Origin of the sequence: Clostridium sp. KLE 1755, from assembly GCF_000466465.2 — a bacterium.
Classification (GTDB): Bacteria; Bacillota; Clostridia; order Lachnospirales; family Lachnospiraceae; genus Eisenbergiella; species Eisenbergiella porci.
Window position 1 is genome coordinate 82162 of the sequence record NZ_KE992781.1, and the last position, 15936, is coordinate 98097.

Below are 15936 nucleotides of genomic sequence, written 5' to 3' on the forward strand. Positions count from 1 at the left end.
AAATCTGAAAATTTGTTCATTAAATGTATGGTATGCTGTATTCCGCAAAAAGCTAAAAAACAGAAAATATATTAAAATCCATAAAAAAAACAGCAGAACTTGCCAGCCAGTTTAATATCTGGTCCGGGAGTTTTGCTGTTATTCTGTCAGGTTTTTGTCTTTCTTTATTCCGTATCCACAACATATTCCTGAAAATTGTTTTCAGGGAATTCAAGTATAAACACAGTGGATTCATCGGGAGTGCTCTTTACCGTAATATTTCCTCCATGCTTTTCCAGGATGTCCTTTACAAGCGGTAGTCCCAATCCCGATCCGCCCATGGCGCGGGAACGGGACTTGTCCACCCTGTAAAACGGTTCAAATATGCGGGAAATTTCCTCTTTCGGGATTCCGATTCCCGTATCTGCCATCCTCATAATTATTTTTCCTGCTTCTTTTCTGGCTGAAATGGAAATTGTACCGTAATCTCTGTTGTATTTTACCGCATTTTCGAACAGATTGCCCACCGTACGGGAAAGCATCACGCGGCTGCCTGTCAGCTTTAAGCCAGGCATGCTTCCGATGGAAACCGTCAGATGCTTTTCCTGGATCGGCCTGGAAAGCTCCTCTGCTGACTCTGCAAGGAGTTCTTCCAAGCTGACCTCCTCGTTCACGATGCTGCCATTTTCAGAGGTCAGCCTGAATAAATCATCCACAAGCCGTATCATGCGTTCATTATTTGTCCGGATGACCTTCAGAACCTTTTCCAGGCGGGCTGCCGGCGGGGCTTCCTCCAGTGCGAGGACATCAAGATTCACAGCGATGGTGGCAAGGGGGGTTTTAAGTTCATGCGCCGCGCTGGCTGAAAAACGTTTCTGCCGTTCAAAGGATGCGCTTACTTTATCCATCATCAGATTGAAGGAACGTGCCAGGCGGCCGATTTCATCCTGCCTGTCCCTGATTTCCACCCGATGGGATAAATCATTTCCGCTGATTTCTTCTATCGTGTCTGACAGCTCCTCCAGAGGCTGCAATGCACGGCCGGCTACCAGCCAGGCCGCTGTGGTACCCAGAATAAGAACAAGTATCAGCCCGGCAGTTCCCCAAAGGTTAAAGCGGTTTCCGGCTTCCTTTATTGTAAAAGTGACAGAGGCCAGCTCCATATCCTCTGCCGCTGCACCGGACAGCGTGATTTCGCTGCTGCCGATGAATTCCTGCGGCAGATTGTGGACAAAAATACGGTCTGCCCCAAACAGGAAAACACATGTAAGAATGACGGCGGCGCCGGCCATGACCATGGCTGATAAGAGGGTAAGCCTCATGCGCAGAGATATATTTTTCAGCATATATCCTCCTTTTTGTCAATCAGATAGCCTGCTCCGCGGATATTCCGTATAATTTCCTCATCTGTGACGGCAAGCAGCTTGCGTCGTATTACGCTGATATAGACCTTGACCTGATTGGAGAAAGGATCTGCCTGGCTGTCCCAGATATGCTCCATGAGCTCTTCTGCACTGACGGTCCTTCCGCTGTTTCTCATCAGGTACTCCAGAATGGCAAATTCACGCATGGAAAAATCCAGTGGATGTTCGTTAAAACGAACAGTTTTCAGATTGGTATCCAGGCAGAGGCCCCCTCTTTTCAGGGAAGCCTCCTCCTGGATGAAGGAACGCCGGAGAAGCATACGGATACGGGCCTCCAGTTCTTCGAAATGAAAGGGCTTGGTAAGGTAATCGCTGGCTCCGCCGTCCAGCCCGGCAACCTTGTCTTCCAGCTCTGAGCGCGCGGACAGAATCAGCACTGTTGCCGGCTTTCCAAGGAACTGTATCTGCTGCAGGACTTCCATGCCGTCCAGTCCTGGAAGGTTCAGATCCAGAACCACAAGGTCATATTCATTAATCTGGCACAGCTGAACTGCATCAGTTCCGTTCCCTGCGGCATCCACCGCATATCCCCGCTTGCGGAGCCCATAGCATAAGGCTTCCTGCATATCCTCTTCATCTTCAACGATCAAAAGTCTCATTTACCGTCATTCCTTCCTCGTCTGTCCATTTTACTCCGTTCCGGCGTCCTTATTTTCCCGCCTTAATCCACGGAAGCGCTTCTGGCGCTGCTTACATAAACCCTGCTTCCGTCCTCCAGCTCACTATACTGCATTCCGTTTCCGTCTGTTTTCAGGGAAGACTTATCCTGTTTTCCATTGCCGTCCGGCGTACAGATGGAAATCCGGACACCCTCGTCTGTGTCATAGTAACGAACCCCGTTTTCATCCGTCTTCATTTCTGTCAATGTCTTCTGGCTCCCTTTTTCACAGACTGTCAGGATGAAATCAGACTGTGTGTCCGTTCCCGCGGCAAATGCGGAAATGGAAAGGGTTGCAGCGGCAATGGCCGCGATGGTAAGGCCAGTTGTGATTTTGTGTTTCAGCATAATTTTTTACCTCCTGTTTTTGGTGTCGCGACATGGTTTATTATGTGATCACAGGCACATTATACAGAAAGCAAGGTTAAAGTACGGTTAGAAAAAAAATCACAAAAAATCCGGGTAACAAAATAAGGCATTAGGAGCCGCTGCCGGCTTATAATGCCTTATTTTTTCCATTGTCAGCCTGGCTGAAGCTTATGCATATTTTTATACAAGCTGGCCCCATTCATAGGGAGTTGCCTGGTATACATAGTAATTCAGCCAATTGGTATACAGGTTATTACAGTGGGATCTCCACAGCAGGTTAGGCCGTCTGGTACAGTCGTCATCCGGATAATAATTCTTTGGCACCTGGATGGGCAGTCCCTTTTCCTTGTCCCGCATATACTCATTATGCAGTGTATACCGGTCATATTCCGGATGCCCCATAACAAAAATCTGCCGGCCGTCTCCCGCCATGGCGAGCAGGACGCCTGCCTCTTCAGACTCCGCCATGACCATCAGTTCTTTGCATGCATGGATTTCTTCCGCGGAAACAGCCGTATGGCGGCTGTGGGGAATATAAAAATAGTCGTCAAAGCCTCTCACCAGCGGCACCCTGCGGTTGGATACCTTATGTGAAAACACGCCGAACAGCTTCTGGGGAAGCAGCACCTTGTTCAACCCGAAGTGGTAATACAGGCCAGCCTGGGCGCCCCAGCAGATGTGAAAGGTGCTTGTCACATGGGTTTTGGACCATTCCATGATTTCGCACAGCTCCGGCCAGTAATCCACTTCCTCAAAGGGAATCTGTTCCACGGGAGCACCTGTGATGATCAGGCCGTCATACTGTTTTCCCCTAAGCTCATCGAAGGTATTGTAAAATTTATTCAGATGCGTCATGGAAGTATTCAGCGATACATGACTGTTCATTTTCATAAATGTCACATCCACCTGCAGTGGGGTGTTGGAAAGAGAGCGAAGCAGCTGCAGCTCCGTATCCTGCTTCACTGGCATCAGGTTGAGAATGCAGATTGCAAGGGGACGCATATCCTGATGCTGCGCCCTGTATTCGTCCATGACAAATATATTTTCATTTTCTAGTATTGTCCTTGCGGGCAGATCGCTTTGTACTTTAATCGGCATTGCTTCTTATACCTCCATATCCAGATATTGCTTCATGAATTCTTCTTCTGTAACGATGGGAACCTCAAGCTCCTTGGCCTTTTTGTTCTTGGAAGAGCCTGAGGCGGAATCGTTGTTAATCAGGCAGGTGGTCTTTCCGGTAACGCTTCCGGTCACCTTGCCGCCTTTGCTTTCGATCAGTTCCTTCAGCGCGCTTCTGCTATCAAAATGCATAAGGCTTCCGGTAACGACAAACACCATCCCCTTCAGGGTGAGTGCGGATTCATCCACCTCTATCTGCTCGATTTCCAGCTCCTCAAGCAGCTTCTTCATATTCTCACGGTTCTTTTCGGACTGCCAGTAATCATGGAAGGTTCCTGCGATGACTTCCCCTATGCCGTCTATCAGGCTTAATTCCTCTACGTCCGCCTGCATCATGCGTTCCAGATCATCATGATACTCACGGCAGATCATTTTTGCATTGGCAAGGCCGATATTCGCGATCCCCAGCCCGTAGATCACTCTGGGCAGCGTGGTTTTCCTGGACTTTTCAATACTGTCCGCCAGATTCTGATAGGACTTTTCGCCAAAGCCCTCCATTTCCACGATTTCCTCCCGGTACTGCTCCAGATGGAACAGGTCGGCAAAGGTATGCAGATAGCCCCTTCCCAGGAATTTTTCCAGTGTGGCCTCCGACAGTCCATCGATGTTCAGGGCGTCCCTGCTGACAAAAAGAGTGAAGGACTTCACCTTTTTGGCATCGCAGTCAGGATTCGTGCAGTAGAGAGACTGTACATCATTCACCTGTTCGATCCTGGTTACTCCGCCGCAGACCGGACAGGTATGGGGGATTTCCAGCGTATCGCTCCCGGTGAGGTTTTCCGCGATCTGGGGGATAATCATGTTGGCTTTATAAACGGTAATCCGATCCCCGATTCCCAGCTTCAGCGCTTTTACGATGCTCACATTGTGCACGCTGGCCCTGCTCACCGTAGTGCCCTCCAGCTCTACCGGATCGAATATGGCAACCGGGTTAATCAGCCCCGTACGGCTTGCGCTCCATTCGATTTCCTGAAGCGTTGTTTCCGCGGTTTCATCCGCCCATTTAAAGGCGATGGAATCCCTGGGGAACTTCGCTGTCCGGCCCAGTGACTGGCCGTAGGCAATATCATCATAAATCAGCACCAGTCCGTCCGAGGGAACGTCATATTCCGCCACACGGCTTTCATAATCCTCAACGGCGGACAGGATGGACTGTGCATCCACCTCCTGATATTCCACCACCTCAAAGCCCTGCTTTTTTAAAAATATGAACTGTTCTTTTCTCGAATTCTGAAAGTCCACTCCGTCCGCGCGTACAAGGGCAAAGGCAAAAAAACGGACGTTTCTCTGTGCGGTGATTTCATTATTCAGCTGGCGGACGGAACCGGAACAGAGATTCCTCGGATTTTTGTATCTGGCGTCGGCGTCCTCGATCTGTTCATTGATTTTGCGGAAATCCTCATAAGTGATGACAGCCTCTCCCCGGAGAACCAGTTCTCCCTGGTAAGGAATTGCCAGCGGGACATTCACAAATACCCTGGCATTGCCGGTGATCACTTCCCCGATCTCTCCGTTTCCTCTTGTGACGGCCTTGAACAGCCGGCCGTCGCGGTAGGTCAGGACGATGGTCAGGCCGTCCAGCTTCCAGGACAGCAGCCCTTTCTGCGCGCCCAGCCAGTCCTTCAGCTCTTCCCTGCTCTTTGTTTTTCCCAGCGAAAGCATGGGGCTTTCATGCCGCTCCTTGGGCAGCTCGTCAACAGCCTCATACCCTACGCTGATGGTAGGGCTTCCCGCCATAACGGTGCCCGTTTCCTCTTCCAGTGCTGTCAGCTCATCATAAAGTTTATCATATTCGTAGTTGCTCATGATTTCGCGATCTTCGGCATAATATGCCTTCGCGGCCTCTCCAAGCTTTGCGATCAGTTCCTTCATCCTTGCAGTCTTGTCCATCTGCACTTAACGCTCCTTTTCTCAGGAATGCAGCATTCCATATAGTTCTTCCAATTCTTCTCCCGTCACCAGACGGTAATTGCCCGGTTTCAGCTTCCCGATGGTAATATTCGCCACGCGGACTCGCTTGATTCCCTGGGCGTCGTAGCCCAGCGCACGGCACATACGGCGGATCTGCCGGTTCAGCCCCTGGGTGAGGACGATCCGGAATACAAATTTTCCTTCCTGCTCAATTGTGCAGGGACGGGTGGTGACGTTGAGCTCCTTGAGAAAAACGCCCGCCGCCATCTTTTCCAGGAAGGTATCATTAATCGGCTTATTCACACGGACCAGGTATTCCTTTTCGTGGTAATTGGCCGCCCGCATCAGTCCGTTGATCAGATCCCCGTCGTTTGTCAAAAGAAGCAGCCCCTCCGAATCCTTGTCCAGCCGTCCGGCGTAAGTCACCCGGATAGGGTAATCGATGGCGTCACGGATGGTTTTCTCCGCATATTTATCCTTTTCCGTACAGGTAACTCCCACGGGCTTATAATAGGCAAGCACTACCTTACGGTCCTTCTTTTCCAGTATGCGGCCGTCCACCGCAACATCATCCGCCGGAGTGATCCGCATGCCCGTTTCAGCAGGGACACCGTTTACCATGACCCTGCCTGCTTCTATCATGCGGTCGGCTTCCCTGCGGGAGCAGATCCCGCAGTCAGCCAGATATTTGTTTAACCGTTCCTGTTTTGTATTATCGTCCATATTATCCTCATTTTAACTGTTCGGTGCCCTCACAGTTACTCCTCATTCCGTATTCTTTCCCAAAGCGCATATTGTTTATTATACACTAGGTATTTTTTCCATGCAAACAGAAAAATGTTCTGTTTCCTATTGAATTACGCCGCACGCCATCTTCTCTCCTGAATCTCCGGAAGGCTGGGTATGGTAGTCATCAGGCATGGAATGGATAACTACCGTTCTTCCCAACACATCTCTGGGTGTAAATCGTTCCGTATAAAATGCGAGCCATGATCTTCCCCGGTTTTCTTCAAGCACCGGCATATCCCCGGCATGGGCCGGATGGGGGCAGCCGTCGGGATTAAAGTGGGAGCCGGCATCGGCAAAGGGATCCTCTTCATTTCCCGTGCAGGCGGCCCCTTCATGGATGTGGAAGCCGAAGAATCCCCTTTCACAGGTTTCTTCCTCATGAGGCAGACCGGAAATATCGGCCATCACGATGGTGCCGTCCAGAAAGTCATAGAAGGTGACAAGCCCTTCCACCTGCGGGTATTTTTCGGAGCCCTGCACATGGGCAAAGGCTCTTGGCTGATTTGCAAGGAACTGCAGAATAGAATCCGTCATTAATCTTAACACAGTTTTTCCTCCATAAAAAAGCTTCATAACTTTTTTCTTCCATAAAGTTATGACAAAGTTTCTTTATATATATATTCCTGTGTCCTGTCCATATAACCTCCCGGCTGCGGTTCGGGCATAAATATAGCCGCCGCTGTAGGTTCAGCGGCGGCCGGTTGCCGATGTTTATGGCTGATTAGCCGATGCGTCTGTCTTTTTCACGGCGCGTAGTTTCCCCGCTGTTACGGCGGGAGGAACTGCCTGTACGGCCGGCTCCTGCGGGTCTGCCGGATGCCGAATCGCGGTATTTGCGGCGTTCTCCCCCCTTGTCTTCGGGGAAGCTCCTGCGCTTGCCGTCATTCCTGCCGTAACGGGGATTATTTCCACGTCCGTCTTTTCCGGAACGATTGTCTCTGTCCTGACGGCCGCTGCCGAAATCACGGCTGCCGCGGTAATTCCTGCGTCTTTCGGGGATTACCTCCTGGATTTCCTGGGGTTCCTCTCCCATCTGCATTTTCAGGAAGGCGGCTGCAAGCTCGACAGCGCTGTAATCGCTGTCTTCCAGCTTCCCTTCTATCATATCCGTCAGTTTATCCAGCTGTGCGCCTTCCAGTGTCTCAAATGCGGCACGCAGCGCCTTTTCAGCCTTGATGGATACGATATCCGCAGCGGACGGCACCTTTCTTTCCTGAATGGTTGTCTTGCAGCTTCTTTCAATGTCTCTTAAACGGTACATTTCCCGGTTGGAAACAAAGGTAAAGGAACGGCCTTCTCTTCCTGCGCGTCCGGTACGTCCGATTCTGTGAACATAGTATTCGATATCCTGGGGAAGGTCGTAATTAAATACGGCTTCCACATCATCCACATCAATTCCCCTGGCCGCCACATCCGTTGCGATCAGAATCTGAAGGCTGCCGTTACGGAAACGGTGCATTACGGTATCTCTCTGGTTCTGGGAAAGATCACCATGAAGGCCTTCGGCCGTATAGCCTTTATTTTTCAGGGTTTCTGAAAGCTCATCCACCATTCTCTTGGTATTGCAGAAGATCAGGGATCTCTGAATTCCGTAATAATCCAGAAGGCGGCTTGCAACCTCCACCTTAATCTGGCTGTTCACACGGTAATAATACTGCTTTACAAGCGGAATGGTCAGCTCCTGCTTGGTCATCTTCAGATAGACCGCATCCTTCTGGTAGGTATCGGTAATCTCCAGGATGGGCTTGGGCATTGTGGCTGAGAAGAGCGCCGTCTGGTGCTCGGAAGGGATTCCCTGGAGGATAGTTTCGATGTCCTCCCGAAAGCCCATGTTGAGCATTTCATCCGCTTCATCCAGAACCACCATATTCACATGCTCCATCTTCAGCGTATGGCGGCGCATATGGTCCATTACACGGCCGGGGGTGCCTACAATAATCTGTACGCCACTTCTTAAGGCCTTAATCTGTCTGCTGATATCCTGGCCGCCGTAAATGGGCAGGATCTTTATACCATGCATATATTTGGCAAAACGATGCATTTCATCTGCCGCCTGGATGGCAAGCTCCCTTGTGGGGCAGAGGATGACTGCCTGCAGGCTTCTGTTGTCAGGGTCGATATTCTGTATGACGGGGATTCCGAAAGCCGCCGTCTTGCCGGTTCCTGTCTGTGCCTGGCCTATCACGTCTTTTCTTTCCAGCAATACGGGAATCGCCTGCTCCTGTATAGGTGTCATCTGGTCAAAACCCATTTCCTCCACAGCGCGGAGGATCCGGGAATCAATGTCTGCATCCTGGTATCTCGTTATTTCCATTCAAAAGTCCTTTCTTATTTCCACTCTTTTTTCACGCAAAAAGACAACACCCGTGATATCAGGGTGCTGTCCTTCTTTCTACGAATCTTTTCTATTATACTGTGCCGCTTCGGCAGCTGTCAAGCTTTTTCACATCAATTATGGGTATGCAGCAGCTGATGGGCTTTTTCTCCAAGGGGCGCGCCCATATATTCCGCATAAAGTTTTTTGATTCCCGGATTGTCATGGGAAAAACGCAGCGGCCGTTGTTCGTCCAGCTTGTAAAGCCTGGGGCCTCTTACGTCCGCCATCTCCACGCCGTCCAGTATGGGCTGTCCCCCGCCGCCCACACAGCCGCCGGGGCAGGCCATTACCTCCACAAAGTCATAATGGACGGTTCCCGCGCGGAGATCCTCTATCAGATCCCTTGCATTTTTCAGTCCGCTTACCGTACATGTGCGCAGCGTCCTTCCTCCCAGAGAAAACTCCGCCTCCCTGCGGCCTTCAAAGCCTCTGACATCGGAAAATGTATCCGCCGGAGGATTGACGCCCTCCACACAGTAGTAGGCCGTTCTTAAGGCCGCTTCCATAACACCGCCGGTTACGCCGAAAATAACGCCCGCTCCTGTGCTCTCCCCCAGCGGGGAATCAAAGGCCTCCTCGGTAAGCAGCGCCGGCGCAATATGCTCCGCCCGCACCAGTCTGGCGAATTCTCTTGTAGTAAGTACAATGTCCACATCTGCGCCTCCTCCGGCGCTGTACATATCGGGAAGCGTTGCCTCCATTTTTTTGGAGACACAGGGCATAATGGAAATACTGCATATTTTCCCGGGATCCGCACCGATTTTTTCTGCAAAATAGCTTTTGGCCACGGCGCCGAACATCTGCTGCGGCGATTTTGCCGTGGAAAGGTGATCTGCCATGTCGGGATACTGGGATTTGAGGAAACGTACCCAGGCCGGGCAGCAGGAGGTGAACATGGGCCATCTCTTCTCTTCCGGATCGGCAAGCCTTGCAAGCAGCTCGTTCCCTTCTTCCATAATGGTCAGATCTGCGGAAAAATTGGTGTCAAACACATAATCAAAACCTATTTTCTTAAGGGCCGCCGCCATGCGCCCTTCCGTGGCCATATAAGCAGGCAGATCCAGCGCTTCTCCCCAGGCCGCTCTGACGGCGGGGGCCACCTGCACCACGGTAATGGTTTCCGGATCGGCCAGAGCGCGGAAAACCTTTGCGGTATCATCCCGTTCCCGCAGCGCGCCCGTTGGACAATGGGTAATACATTGTCCGCAGATGCTGCAGTCAGATTCTTCTATCCTCCGGTTCCGGGAAACATCCACTGTAGTTCTGGAACCGGTGTTCTGTACGTCCCAGATATGCAGGTCCTGTACCTTATCGCAGAACTGTACGCAGCGCATGCATTTGATACATTTGCCGAAATCCCTGATCAGCGGGAAACTGTTATTCCACGGCATTTCCGTAATTTCTTTTTCATAAGGGATGTCAATGATGCCCAGATCATTGGACAGCTTCTGGAGGTTACAGTTTCCGCTCCTGACGCAGGTGGCGCAGTTGCTGTTGTGCTGGGATAAAATCAGTTCCACGTTTGTCCGCCTGACGGAACGCACCTTGGGGGAATTAGTAAAAAGCACCATGCCCTCCTCCACCGGGTTATTGCAGGCGGTGATCAGTTTGGTTTTTCCCTGCATTTCCACCACGCATACCTTGCAGGCGCTGATTTCGTTGATGCCCTCCAGATAGCAGAGATGGGGAATCATAATCCCCACGGACGCCGCTGCCTTCATGATTGTCGTACCTTCCGGCACGCTGATTTTCCTGTTGTCTATTGTCAGTGTTACCATATTGCCGCGCGGCCTCCTTTCAGGTTCCCATATCCGTAATGATCACAGCGCAGACAGCGTCCGGCTTCCTGCGCCGCCTCTTCTCTGGTCATGCAGCGTTCTATTTCACAGAAATCCTGCTTCCTCTCGTCAGCTTCCCGCTCTTCCATATTGACGCGTCCGCAGGCCTTCTTGTCCCCGTAATTTACCTGGGGGATATCCACATCGCAGGCTATGACATGATGATAGCCCAGGTATTCATCAATATTTGCGGCCGCCACCTTTCCTGCCGCGATGGCACGGATAACCGTGGCGGGACCTGTTACACAGTCGCCGCCTGCGAAGATGCCGGGGATATCCTTTACCGTGGATTCCTCCAGCGCTTCAATGGTCCCTCTTTTCACAGGGACGCCGGAATCTTCAAAATGGCGGGATTCAATACCCTGGCCGACAGCAACGATGACGATATCACAGGGGATTCTTTTGGGTTCCACGTTGGCCTTTACCGGACGGGCGCGGCCCCATGCGTCAATGGGGCCGATAATCTGCGGTTCTACCCAAAGTGCGGCCACATTTCCCTTTTCATCAGCTTCCACCCTTACCGGGGCTTTCAGGCTGTAAAGCTCGGCGCCTTCCGCAATTGCGCCCTCCACCTCCTCCGGCAGGGCGGTCATGTCATTCTGGCGCCTGCGGTAAGCGATGCCAACCTTGGAAGCGCCAAGGCGCAGCGCGGAACGGGTGCAGTCCATGGCCACGTTTCCGCCGCCTACTACAACCACACGTTTTCCTGTAAAATCAGGGGGATTGCCGTCCCCGATGCTACGGAGCATTTCCACCGCGGATATTACGCCGTGGGCATCCTCTCCCTCCATCCCCACCTTCTTATCGGTATGTGCGCCTATAGCAATATAAACCGCGTCAAATTCCTCACGGAGGCGGCTTAAGGGAATGTCGTTTTCCCCATTCCCGATATTCACATTGGTATGTACTTCCACGCCGGTGGACAGAATCGCTTCAATATCCTCGTCCAGCCGTTCCCTCGGGAAACGGTAGTTGGGAATTCCGTAGCGCAGCATTCCGCCCAGCTTGCTTTTCTGCTCAAAAACAACAGCATGATGCCCCATCAGCTCCAGATAATAAGCGGCGGAAAGGCCGCCGGGGCCGCCTCCGGCAATGGCGATCCGTTTTCCTGTGGACGGCGCTTTGGGAGGCACCGGGACTGTATTGGCCCGTGCATTGTCCACGGCCATTCTCTTCAGGCCGCGGATGTTGACGGAGCTGTCAATCATATTCCGGCGGCAGCGGGCTTCGCAGGGATGTTCGCAGATGAGGGCGCATGCGGTGGGGAAGGGATTGTCCTTACGGATAAGAGATACGGCATCCGCGTACCGTTCCTCTCCCACCAGCGCAATATAACCTGGAATATCCACCCCCGCAGGACAGAGTGCCACGCAGGGCACCGGCTGGGTGATGGAATAAGAGCATTTTCCGTGCTCAATATGATAGATAAAGTCATCTCTGCAGCCCTGGAGTCCTGCCAGCACCATATGGGCGGCTTCAAAGCCGATGGCGCAGTCTGCGGAATCCGTAATGTTGTTGGCGGTTTCTTCGATAAGCGCCAGGGTGTCCATGGTTGCGGTGCCGTCCAGAACCTGTTCCAGCAGATTCTGAAGCTGTCCCAGGCCTATACGGCAGGGTACACACTTACCGCAGGTCTGCGCATGGCACAGCTTGAGAAATGACAGCTGCAAATCCACCGGGCACAGACCCGGCGGGCTGGCAACGATATGACGCTCCAAATCCTTGTACAACCGTTCCACAGTCAGCTGGGCCCGGTCTGGTGTGCTGATTTTCAGTCGGCTCATTGATATGTAACTTCCCCTTTCCTTCTGCTTTTGCATATTTTATGTATTTTCTGATTCTGAGGATTTTAAGACTGTTAAAATTATAACATATATTTATCCTGTATACTAGCATAATTGAATAATTTTACCTTTTATATTTAAAAAATATTAATATATTTTTACAAGAAGCAAATCAATTGTGTACACTTTAATATTCAATTGTGCCTTGCGTTTTACATGAATACGTGTGTTTCACAGTCATTTTGACTGTGAAAAAAGAATAATCAGGATTAGAAAATACAGGGAAGCTTTTCAGGAAACGAATCCGCAGGCTTTATGATTAAATAAAAAAAGCGCAGCGGCATCAGATGTTAAAAATCCGATGCGCTGCGTTTAAAAAATATTATGAGGAAGCACTTTCCAGAATAACCTCCACCGCCTTTTCAATCAGTTCATCACGGCCTTCCCGGATTCCCTGGATGGTGGGTTCCACATAAATATCCGGAGTCAGCCCCACCCTCTGTGTCTGCGACATATCCGTATCATAGACGCCCAGGCTTGTCATGGAGGTATGCACAGCTCCCGGAAATACCATGTTGGCCACATTGCCGTCGGCTCCGATGGAAGGGGAACCTATGACAACCGCGTTGGGCGCCTGCCTGAGCGCCATGATAGTAAATTCCGCCTGGCTCTGGGTACATTCATTCATCAAAAGAACCACTTTGCCTTTATAGTAATCCGGATTATCAACACCAACATACATGGGTTTATCTAAAATAAACCGGCCGGGGACCGTCAGGGACGGCCGGGACATGATAACATAGTTCTTCTGTTCCGGCATAATAAGGCAGCCCAGGGAATAAACGATGAAATCGCTGGGATAATGGCGCAGATCCACAATGATACCCAGCGTATCCTTAAATTCTTCCATGATGGTAAAGATTTCTTTTGCCTTCAATGCACCCGGATCGATATAGCCGATGGAATTCCCAAGCAGCCGATGGGAAACCGGTTCAGGCTCATTGATGGATTCACTCCTGACCCGTTCAATGCAGGGAACGGCAATATCAAAAATTTCATCGTCCCTTTTTACGGTCAGCGTGATTTCATCCGCATATCCCCGGAAAATATCTTCAGGCAGGTCATTGAGCACCACAGTGTCCCGGGAGCGGGATTTGATTTTGCTTTTCTCCGCGATATAATCCCATATCTCTATGCCGTCTGTTTTCAGGATGATGTCACCCGGCAGTACGGTTTCAATACCGGGCGGATAATCCGCGTCAATTCCGTCCACAACAATATTTTCTCCCGTATGGGTAAAAGTGAACGGTGCAATCAGCACGCCTCCCATCAGAGCTGCTGCCTCATCGAAAGCATAAGCATGGGAATCGTGTATTTTCGTTGTCAGCTCAGCACAGGCCATCTTATAAGAAAGCTCATCCGTACCCTCCATAAAACGGGGCAGGAATTCCAGGAATACACTGTCCCAGTCCTCCCCGATTATGTCCTTATAAGGATAATAATACTCTATCATATTCCAGTAACGGAAAAGACCCAGCATACGGTAGCCCTGATCGGCATAATTCATGTCAGGGTAGCTTTCCTCACCGGTGAAATGGGGAACCATTATATTATCAAAGGAAACATAGGAACGGTTTTTATCTATATAGCCTGATTTGGAAATATTGATAAGAAGGCTGCTCAGCTCCGGGGATAAGTAGCTGCTGTCATAAATCCAGTCCGTTCCGGCCTCCTGAGCTATCTCGCCCTTTTCCTCAGATTCATTCTCCTTCACCGTCCCCAGCTTATGAATCCAGTCATATAAAACAGCATTGACTTCCTCTTCGTCCGATTCGCCGATAATAGCCGGAAGGACGCGGAAAAGCTCGTAATCCCAGTTGACATCGCCCTTCAGGATTTTAGGATGGTAATACTTTGCAAAACCCCAGACCCGGCACAGCTTATGAAGCCGCTGCGACATTTCCTGATCCGGCGAGCCGATGGAAACACGGCTTCCATCATCAAATTCATGATCAAACTGTCTGCCCCCTGCTTCTATCCTGTAGCAGAGAAAACAGATTAGAACCGTTATGCATGCAATCAGCCCCCATTTAACCCATGCGCGCGGCCCCTTCTTCCATTTTGACATATACAGCCCCTCCCATACACAAATACTTTTTATCAGTATACCATTTTATTTAATAAAAAGTCCCAGCTTTTCGGTTAATATAGGGCGGTAAAAAAGGAGCCTATTCTTCCACTCTGACAGCGGCCTGCAGGATATAGTCCTCATTTTCCCCGTTTTCATGTTCTATGGTAAAGACCTTCTGTATGAGATATTCTCCCGGCGCTGTTCCTTCATACATAATGGAAAAATCGATGGTTTCTTCGGCGCTGCCTCCGGCGGGGATGACCCGCAGGACCTGAAGCCATGCCGTATTTTCCTTCATGGGCAGCTCACGGTAGCCTCCGTTTTCTTTTATCAGCATACGATATTCGTCACCGTAATAAACAGTCTGTCCGGTAAAGTTTGAAATGGTCAGGGTAAGGCTGGTATCTTCTGCGGTGCAGGTATCCCTGTCAGTTTCCATGAGAATACCCTCCTCCGGCTGTGCCGGAGGAAGCAGCTCGGCTTCTTCCTTTGTCATAAAATCAATGTCAGAATTTAGGACTTGCCCGGAAACAGCGGTATATAAACCATCAGGATAATTCTCTGAAGCATAGGCTTCCAGCTTCGCCAGAAGCTGTCTTGTTTTATCCCTGTCTGAGGAATACTCATACAGAGGGCCGAAAACCTCCTCCAGACTGCTTCGTTCATACTGGTGATAATAGGTGTTATTGCCTTCCTCGATAGCATAGCTGATTTTCCCTGCGTTTTCTATTGTGGCGAAAAGCAAAACCGCATTGGAGAAGGTCCACCCGGAATCCTCCGGCCGCTGGCTGCCGTCTTTTACCCGGTAGATCATGCGCAGTTCATAAGGTTCCTCCGAGGTCTGCAGTTCCATTTTCTCATAGACCAGCTCCTCCGGTACGGGGAGCCTTCCAAACAAAGCCTGATCCTGGAAGGGGCTTCCGATATAAGGAGTCCTTCCGGCGGAAAGATAAGCAGCCAGCTCGTCTGCTGACAGAGCCTCACCGTCTGCTGGAATTGTCTCTGCCACAGCTTCCGGTACGGGCTCTTTTCTTTCCGGCGAAGTCAGAAGGACGACTGCAGCTGCCGCCACCAGAAGCAGCGCCGCGGTGCATAGCCAGCCGGCAGGCTTCCTGAAGCCGAGAGCATGCTGAATCCGTTTTTTGGTATTGCTTTCTCCGAAGGCCATGGGCGCAAGCAGATGGATACCGCTGCTTTTCATACCCAGATGCAGCAGTGTTTCCGCATATCCGGCACGCTCCTGTGACGTCATTTTACGGAGCACCCGGTCGTCGCAGGAACGCTCCATGTCCTCTGTCATCAGCTTGAAATAAAACCAGACAAGGGGATTAAACCAGTGCAGCAGGGCAGCAAGAAAACAGAATGGCTTAACAAGATAATCCCGGCGGGAAAAGTGTTCGTTTTCATGAGAAATCACATGGTGCTGCTCTTCCTGGGACATCCCGGCGGGCAGGTAGATCACAGGATGGAAAAATCCCAGCAGAAAGGGGGTTTCCA

12 protein-coding genes are annotated in these 15936 nt (G+C 50.8%); all 12 read right to left on the reverse strand.

Going from position 1 to position 15936, the window contains the following annotated elements; genetic code table 11:
• Positions 1-164: 164 nt before the first annotated feature.
• The gene (locus HMPREF1548_RS27700) at positions 165-1325 is read right to left on the reverse strand and encodes a sensor histidine kinase (RefSeq protein ID WP_021640187.1); all 1161 of its coding nucleotides are present in this window, start codon (positions 1323-1325) and stop codon (positions 165-167) included.
• Positions 1319-2002, reverse strand: a complete 684-nt coding sequence (locus tag HMPREF1548_RS27705; protein WP_021640188.1) for a response regulator transcription factor — start codon at positions 2000-2002, stop codon at positions 1319-1321. Before HMPREF1548_RS27705 ends, HMPREF1548_RS27700 begins: the two co-directional genes overlap by 7 nt.
• Before the next feature lie 62 nt (positions 2003-2064).
• The gene (locus tag HMPREF1548_RS27710) at positions 2065-2409 is read right to left on the reverse strand and encodes a hypothetical protein (RefSeq protein WP_021640189.1); all 345 of its coding nucleotides are present in this window, start codon (positions 2407-2409) and stop codon (positions 2065-2067) included.
• Positions 2410-2610: 201 nt separating this feature from the next.
• A complete protein-coding gene (gene metA / locus HMPREF1548_RS27715) occupies positions 2611-3528 on the reverse strand; it encodes a homoserine O-acetyltransferase MetA (protein ID WP_021640190.1) in 918 nt (305 codons plus the stop codon).
• 6 nt (positions 3529-3534) lie between these two features.
• Positions 3535-5499 carry an NAD-dependent DNA ligase LigA gene (ligA, locus tag HMPREF1548_RS27720; RefSeq protein WP_021640191.1) on the reverse strand — a complete coding sequence of 655 codons (1965 nt, stop codon included), beginning with the start codon at positions 5497-5499 and terminating at the stop codon, positions 3535-3537.
• A 21-nt stretch (positions 5500-5520) separates the two neighbouring features.
• Positions 5521-6243, reverse strand: a complete 723-nt coding sequence (locus HMPREF1548_RS27725; RefSeq protein WP_021640192.1) for a pseudouridine synthase — start codon at positions 6241-6243, stop codon at positions 5521-5523.
• Between the two features lie 126 nt (positions 6244-6369).
• Positions 6370-6855 carry a superoxide dismutase family protein gene (locus HMPREF1548_RS27730; protein ID WP_243003116.1) on the reverse strand — a complete coding sequence of 162 codons (486 nt, stop codon included), beginning with the start codon at positions 6853-6855 and terminating at the stop codon, positions 6370-6372.
• A gap of 175 nt (positions 6856-7030) precedes the next feature.
• A complete protein-coding gene (locus HMPREF1548_RS27735) occupies positions 7031-8623 on the reverse strand; it encodes a DEAD/DEAH box helicase (RefSeq protein WP_021640194.1) in 1593 nt (530 codons plus the stop codon).
• Positions 8624-8757: 134 nt separating this feature from the next.
• Positions 8758-10464: an NADH-dependent [FeFe] hydrogenase, group A6 gene (locus HMPREF1548_RS27740; protein ID WP_021640195.1), complete on the reverse strand. Its 1707-nt coding sequence runs from the start codon at positions 10462-10464 to the stop codon at positions 8758-8760.
• Positions 10458-12308 carry an NAD(P)-binding protein gene (locus HMPREF1548_RS27745; protein WP_035324326.1) on the reverse strand — a complete coding sequence of 617 codons (1851 nt, stop codon included), beginning with the start codon at positions 12306-12308 and terminating at the stop codon, positions 10458-10460. Before HMPREF1548_RS27745 ends, HMPREF1548_RS27740 begins: the two co-directional genes overlap by 7 nt.
• 382 nt (positions 12309-12690) lie before the next feature.
• Positions 12691-14436 carry a S41 family peptidase gene (locus HMPREF1548_RS27750; protein WP_021640197.1) on the reverse strand — a complete coding sequence of 582 codons (1746 nt, stop codon included), beginning with the start codon at positions 14434-14436 and terminating at the stop codon, positions 12691-12693.
• A gap of 100 nt (positions 14437-14536) precedes the next feature.
• Positions 14537-15936 (reverse strand): M56 family metallopeptidase (locus HMPREF1548_RS27755; RefSeq protein ID WP_021640198.1); only part of this gene is annotated, 1400 nt, incomplete at its 5' end.

Coding starts and splice junctions, on each gene's coding strand:
- HMPREF1548_RS27745 (WP_035324326.1), bottom strand. CDS start 12,308: ATGAGCCGACTGAAAATCAGCACACCAGACCGGGCCCAGCTGACTGTG.
- HMPREF1548_RS27750 (WP_021640197.1), bottom strand. CDS start 14,436: ATGTCAAAATGGAAGAAGGGGCCGCGCGCATGGGTTAAATGGGGGCTG.
- metA (WP_021640190.1), bottom strand. CDS start 3,528: ATGCCGATTAAAGTACAAAGCGATCTGCCCGCAAGGACAATACTAGAA.
- HMPREF1548_RS27725 (WP_021640192.1), bottom strand. CDS start 6,243: ATGGACGATAATACAAAACAGGAACGGTTAAACAAATATCTGGCTGAC.
- HMPREF1548_RS27705 (WP_021640188.1), bottom strand. CDS start 2,002: ATGAGACTTTTGATCGTTGAAGATGAAGAGGATATGCAGGAAGCCTTA.
- HMPREF1548_RS27700 (WP_021640187.1), bottom strand. CDS start 1,325: ATGCTGAAAAATATATCTCTGCGCATGAGGCTTACCCTCTTATCAGCC.
- ligA (WP_021640191.1), bottom strand. CDS start 5,499: ATGGACAAGACTGCAAGGATGAAGGAACTGATCGCAAAGCTTGGAGAG.
- HMPREF1548_RS27735 (WP_021640194.1), bottom strand. CDS start 8,623: ATGGAAATAACGAGATACCAGGATGCAGACATTGATTCCCGGATCCTC.
- HMPREF1548_RS27710 (WP_021640189.1), bottom strand. CDS start 2,409: ATGCTGAAACACAAAATCACAACTGGCCTTACCATCGCGGCCATTGCC.
- HMPREF1548_RS27740 (WP_021640195.1), bottom strand. CDS start 10,464: ATGGTAACACTGACAATAGACAACAGGAAAATCAGCGTGCCGGAAGGT.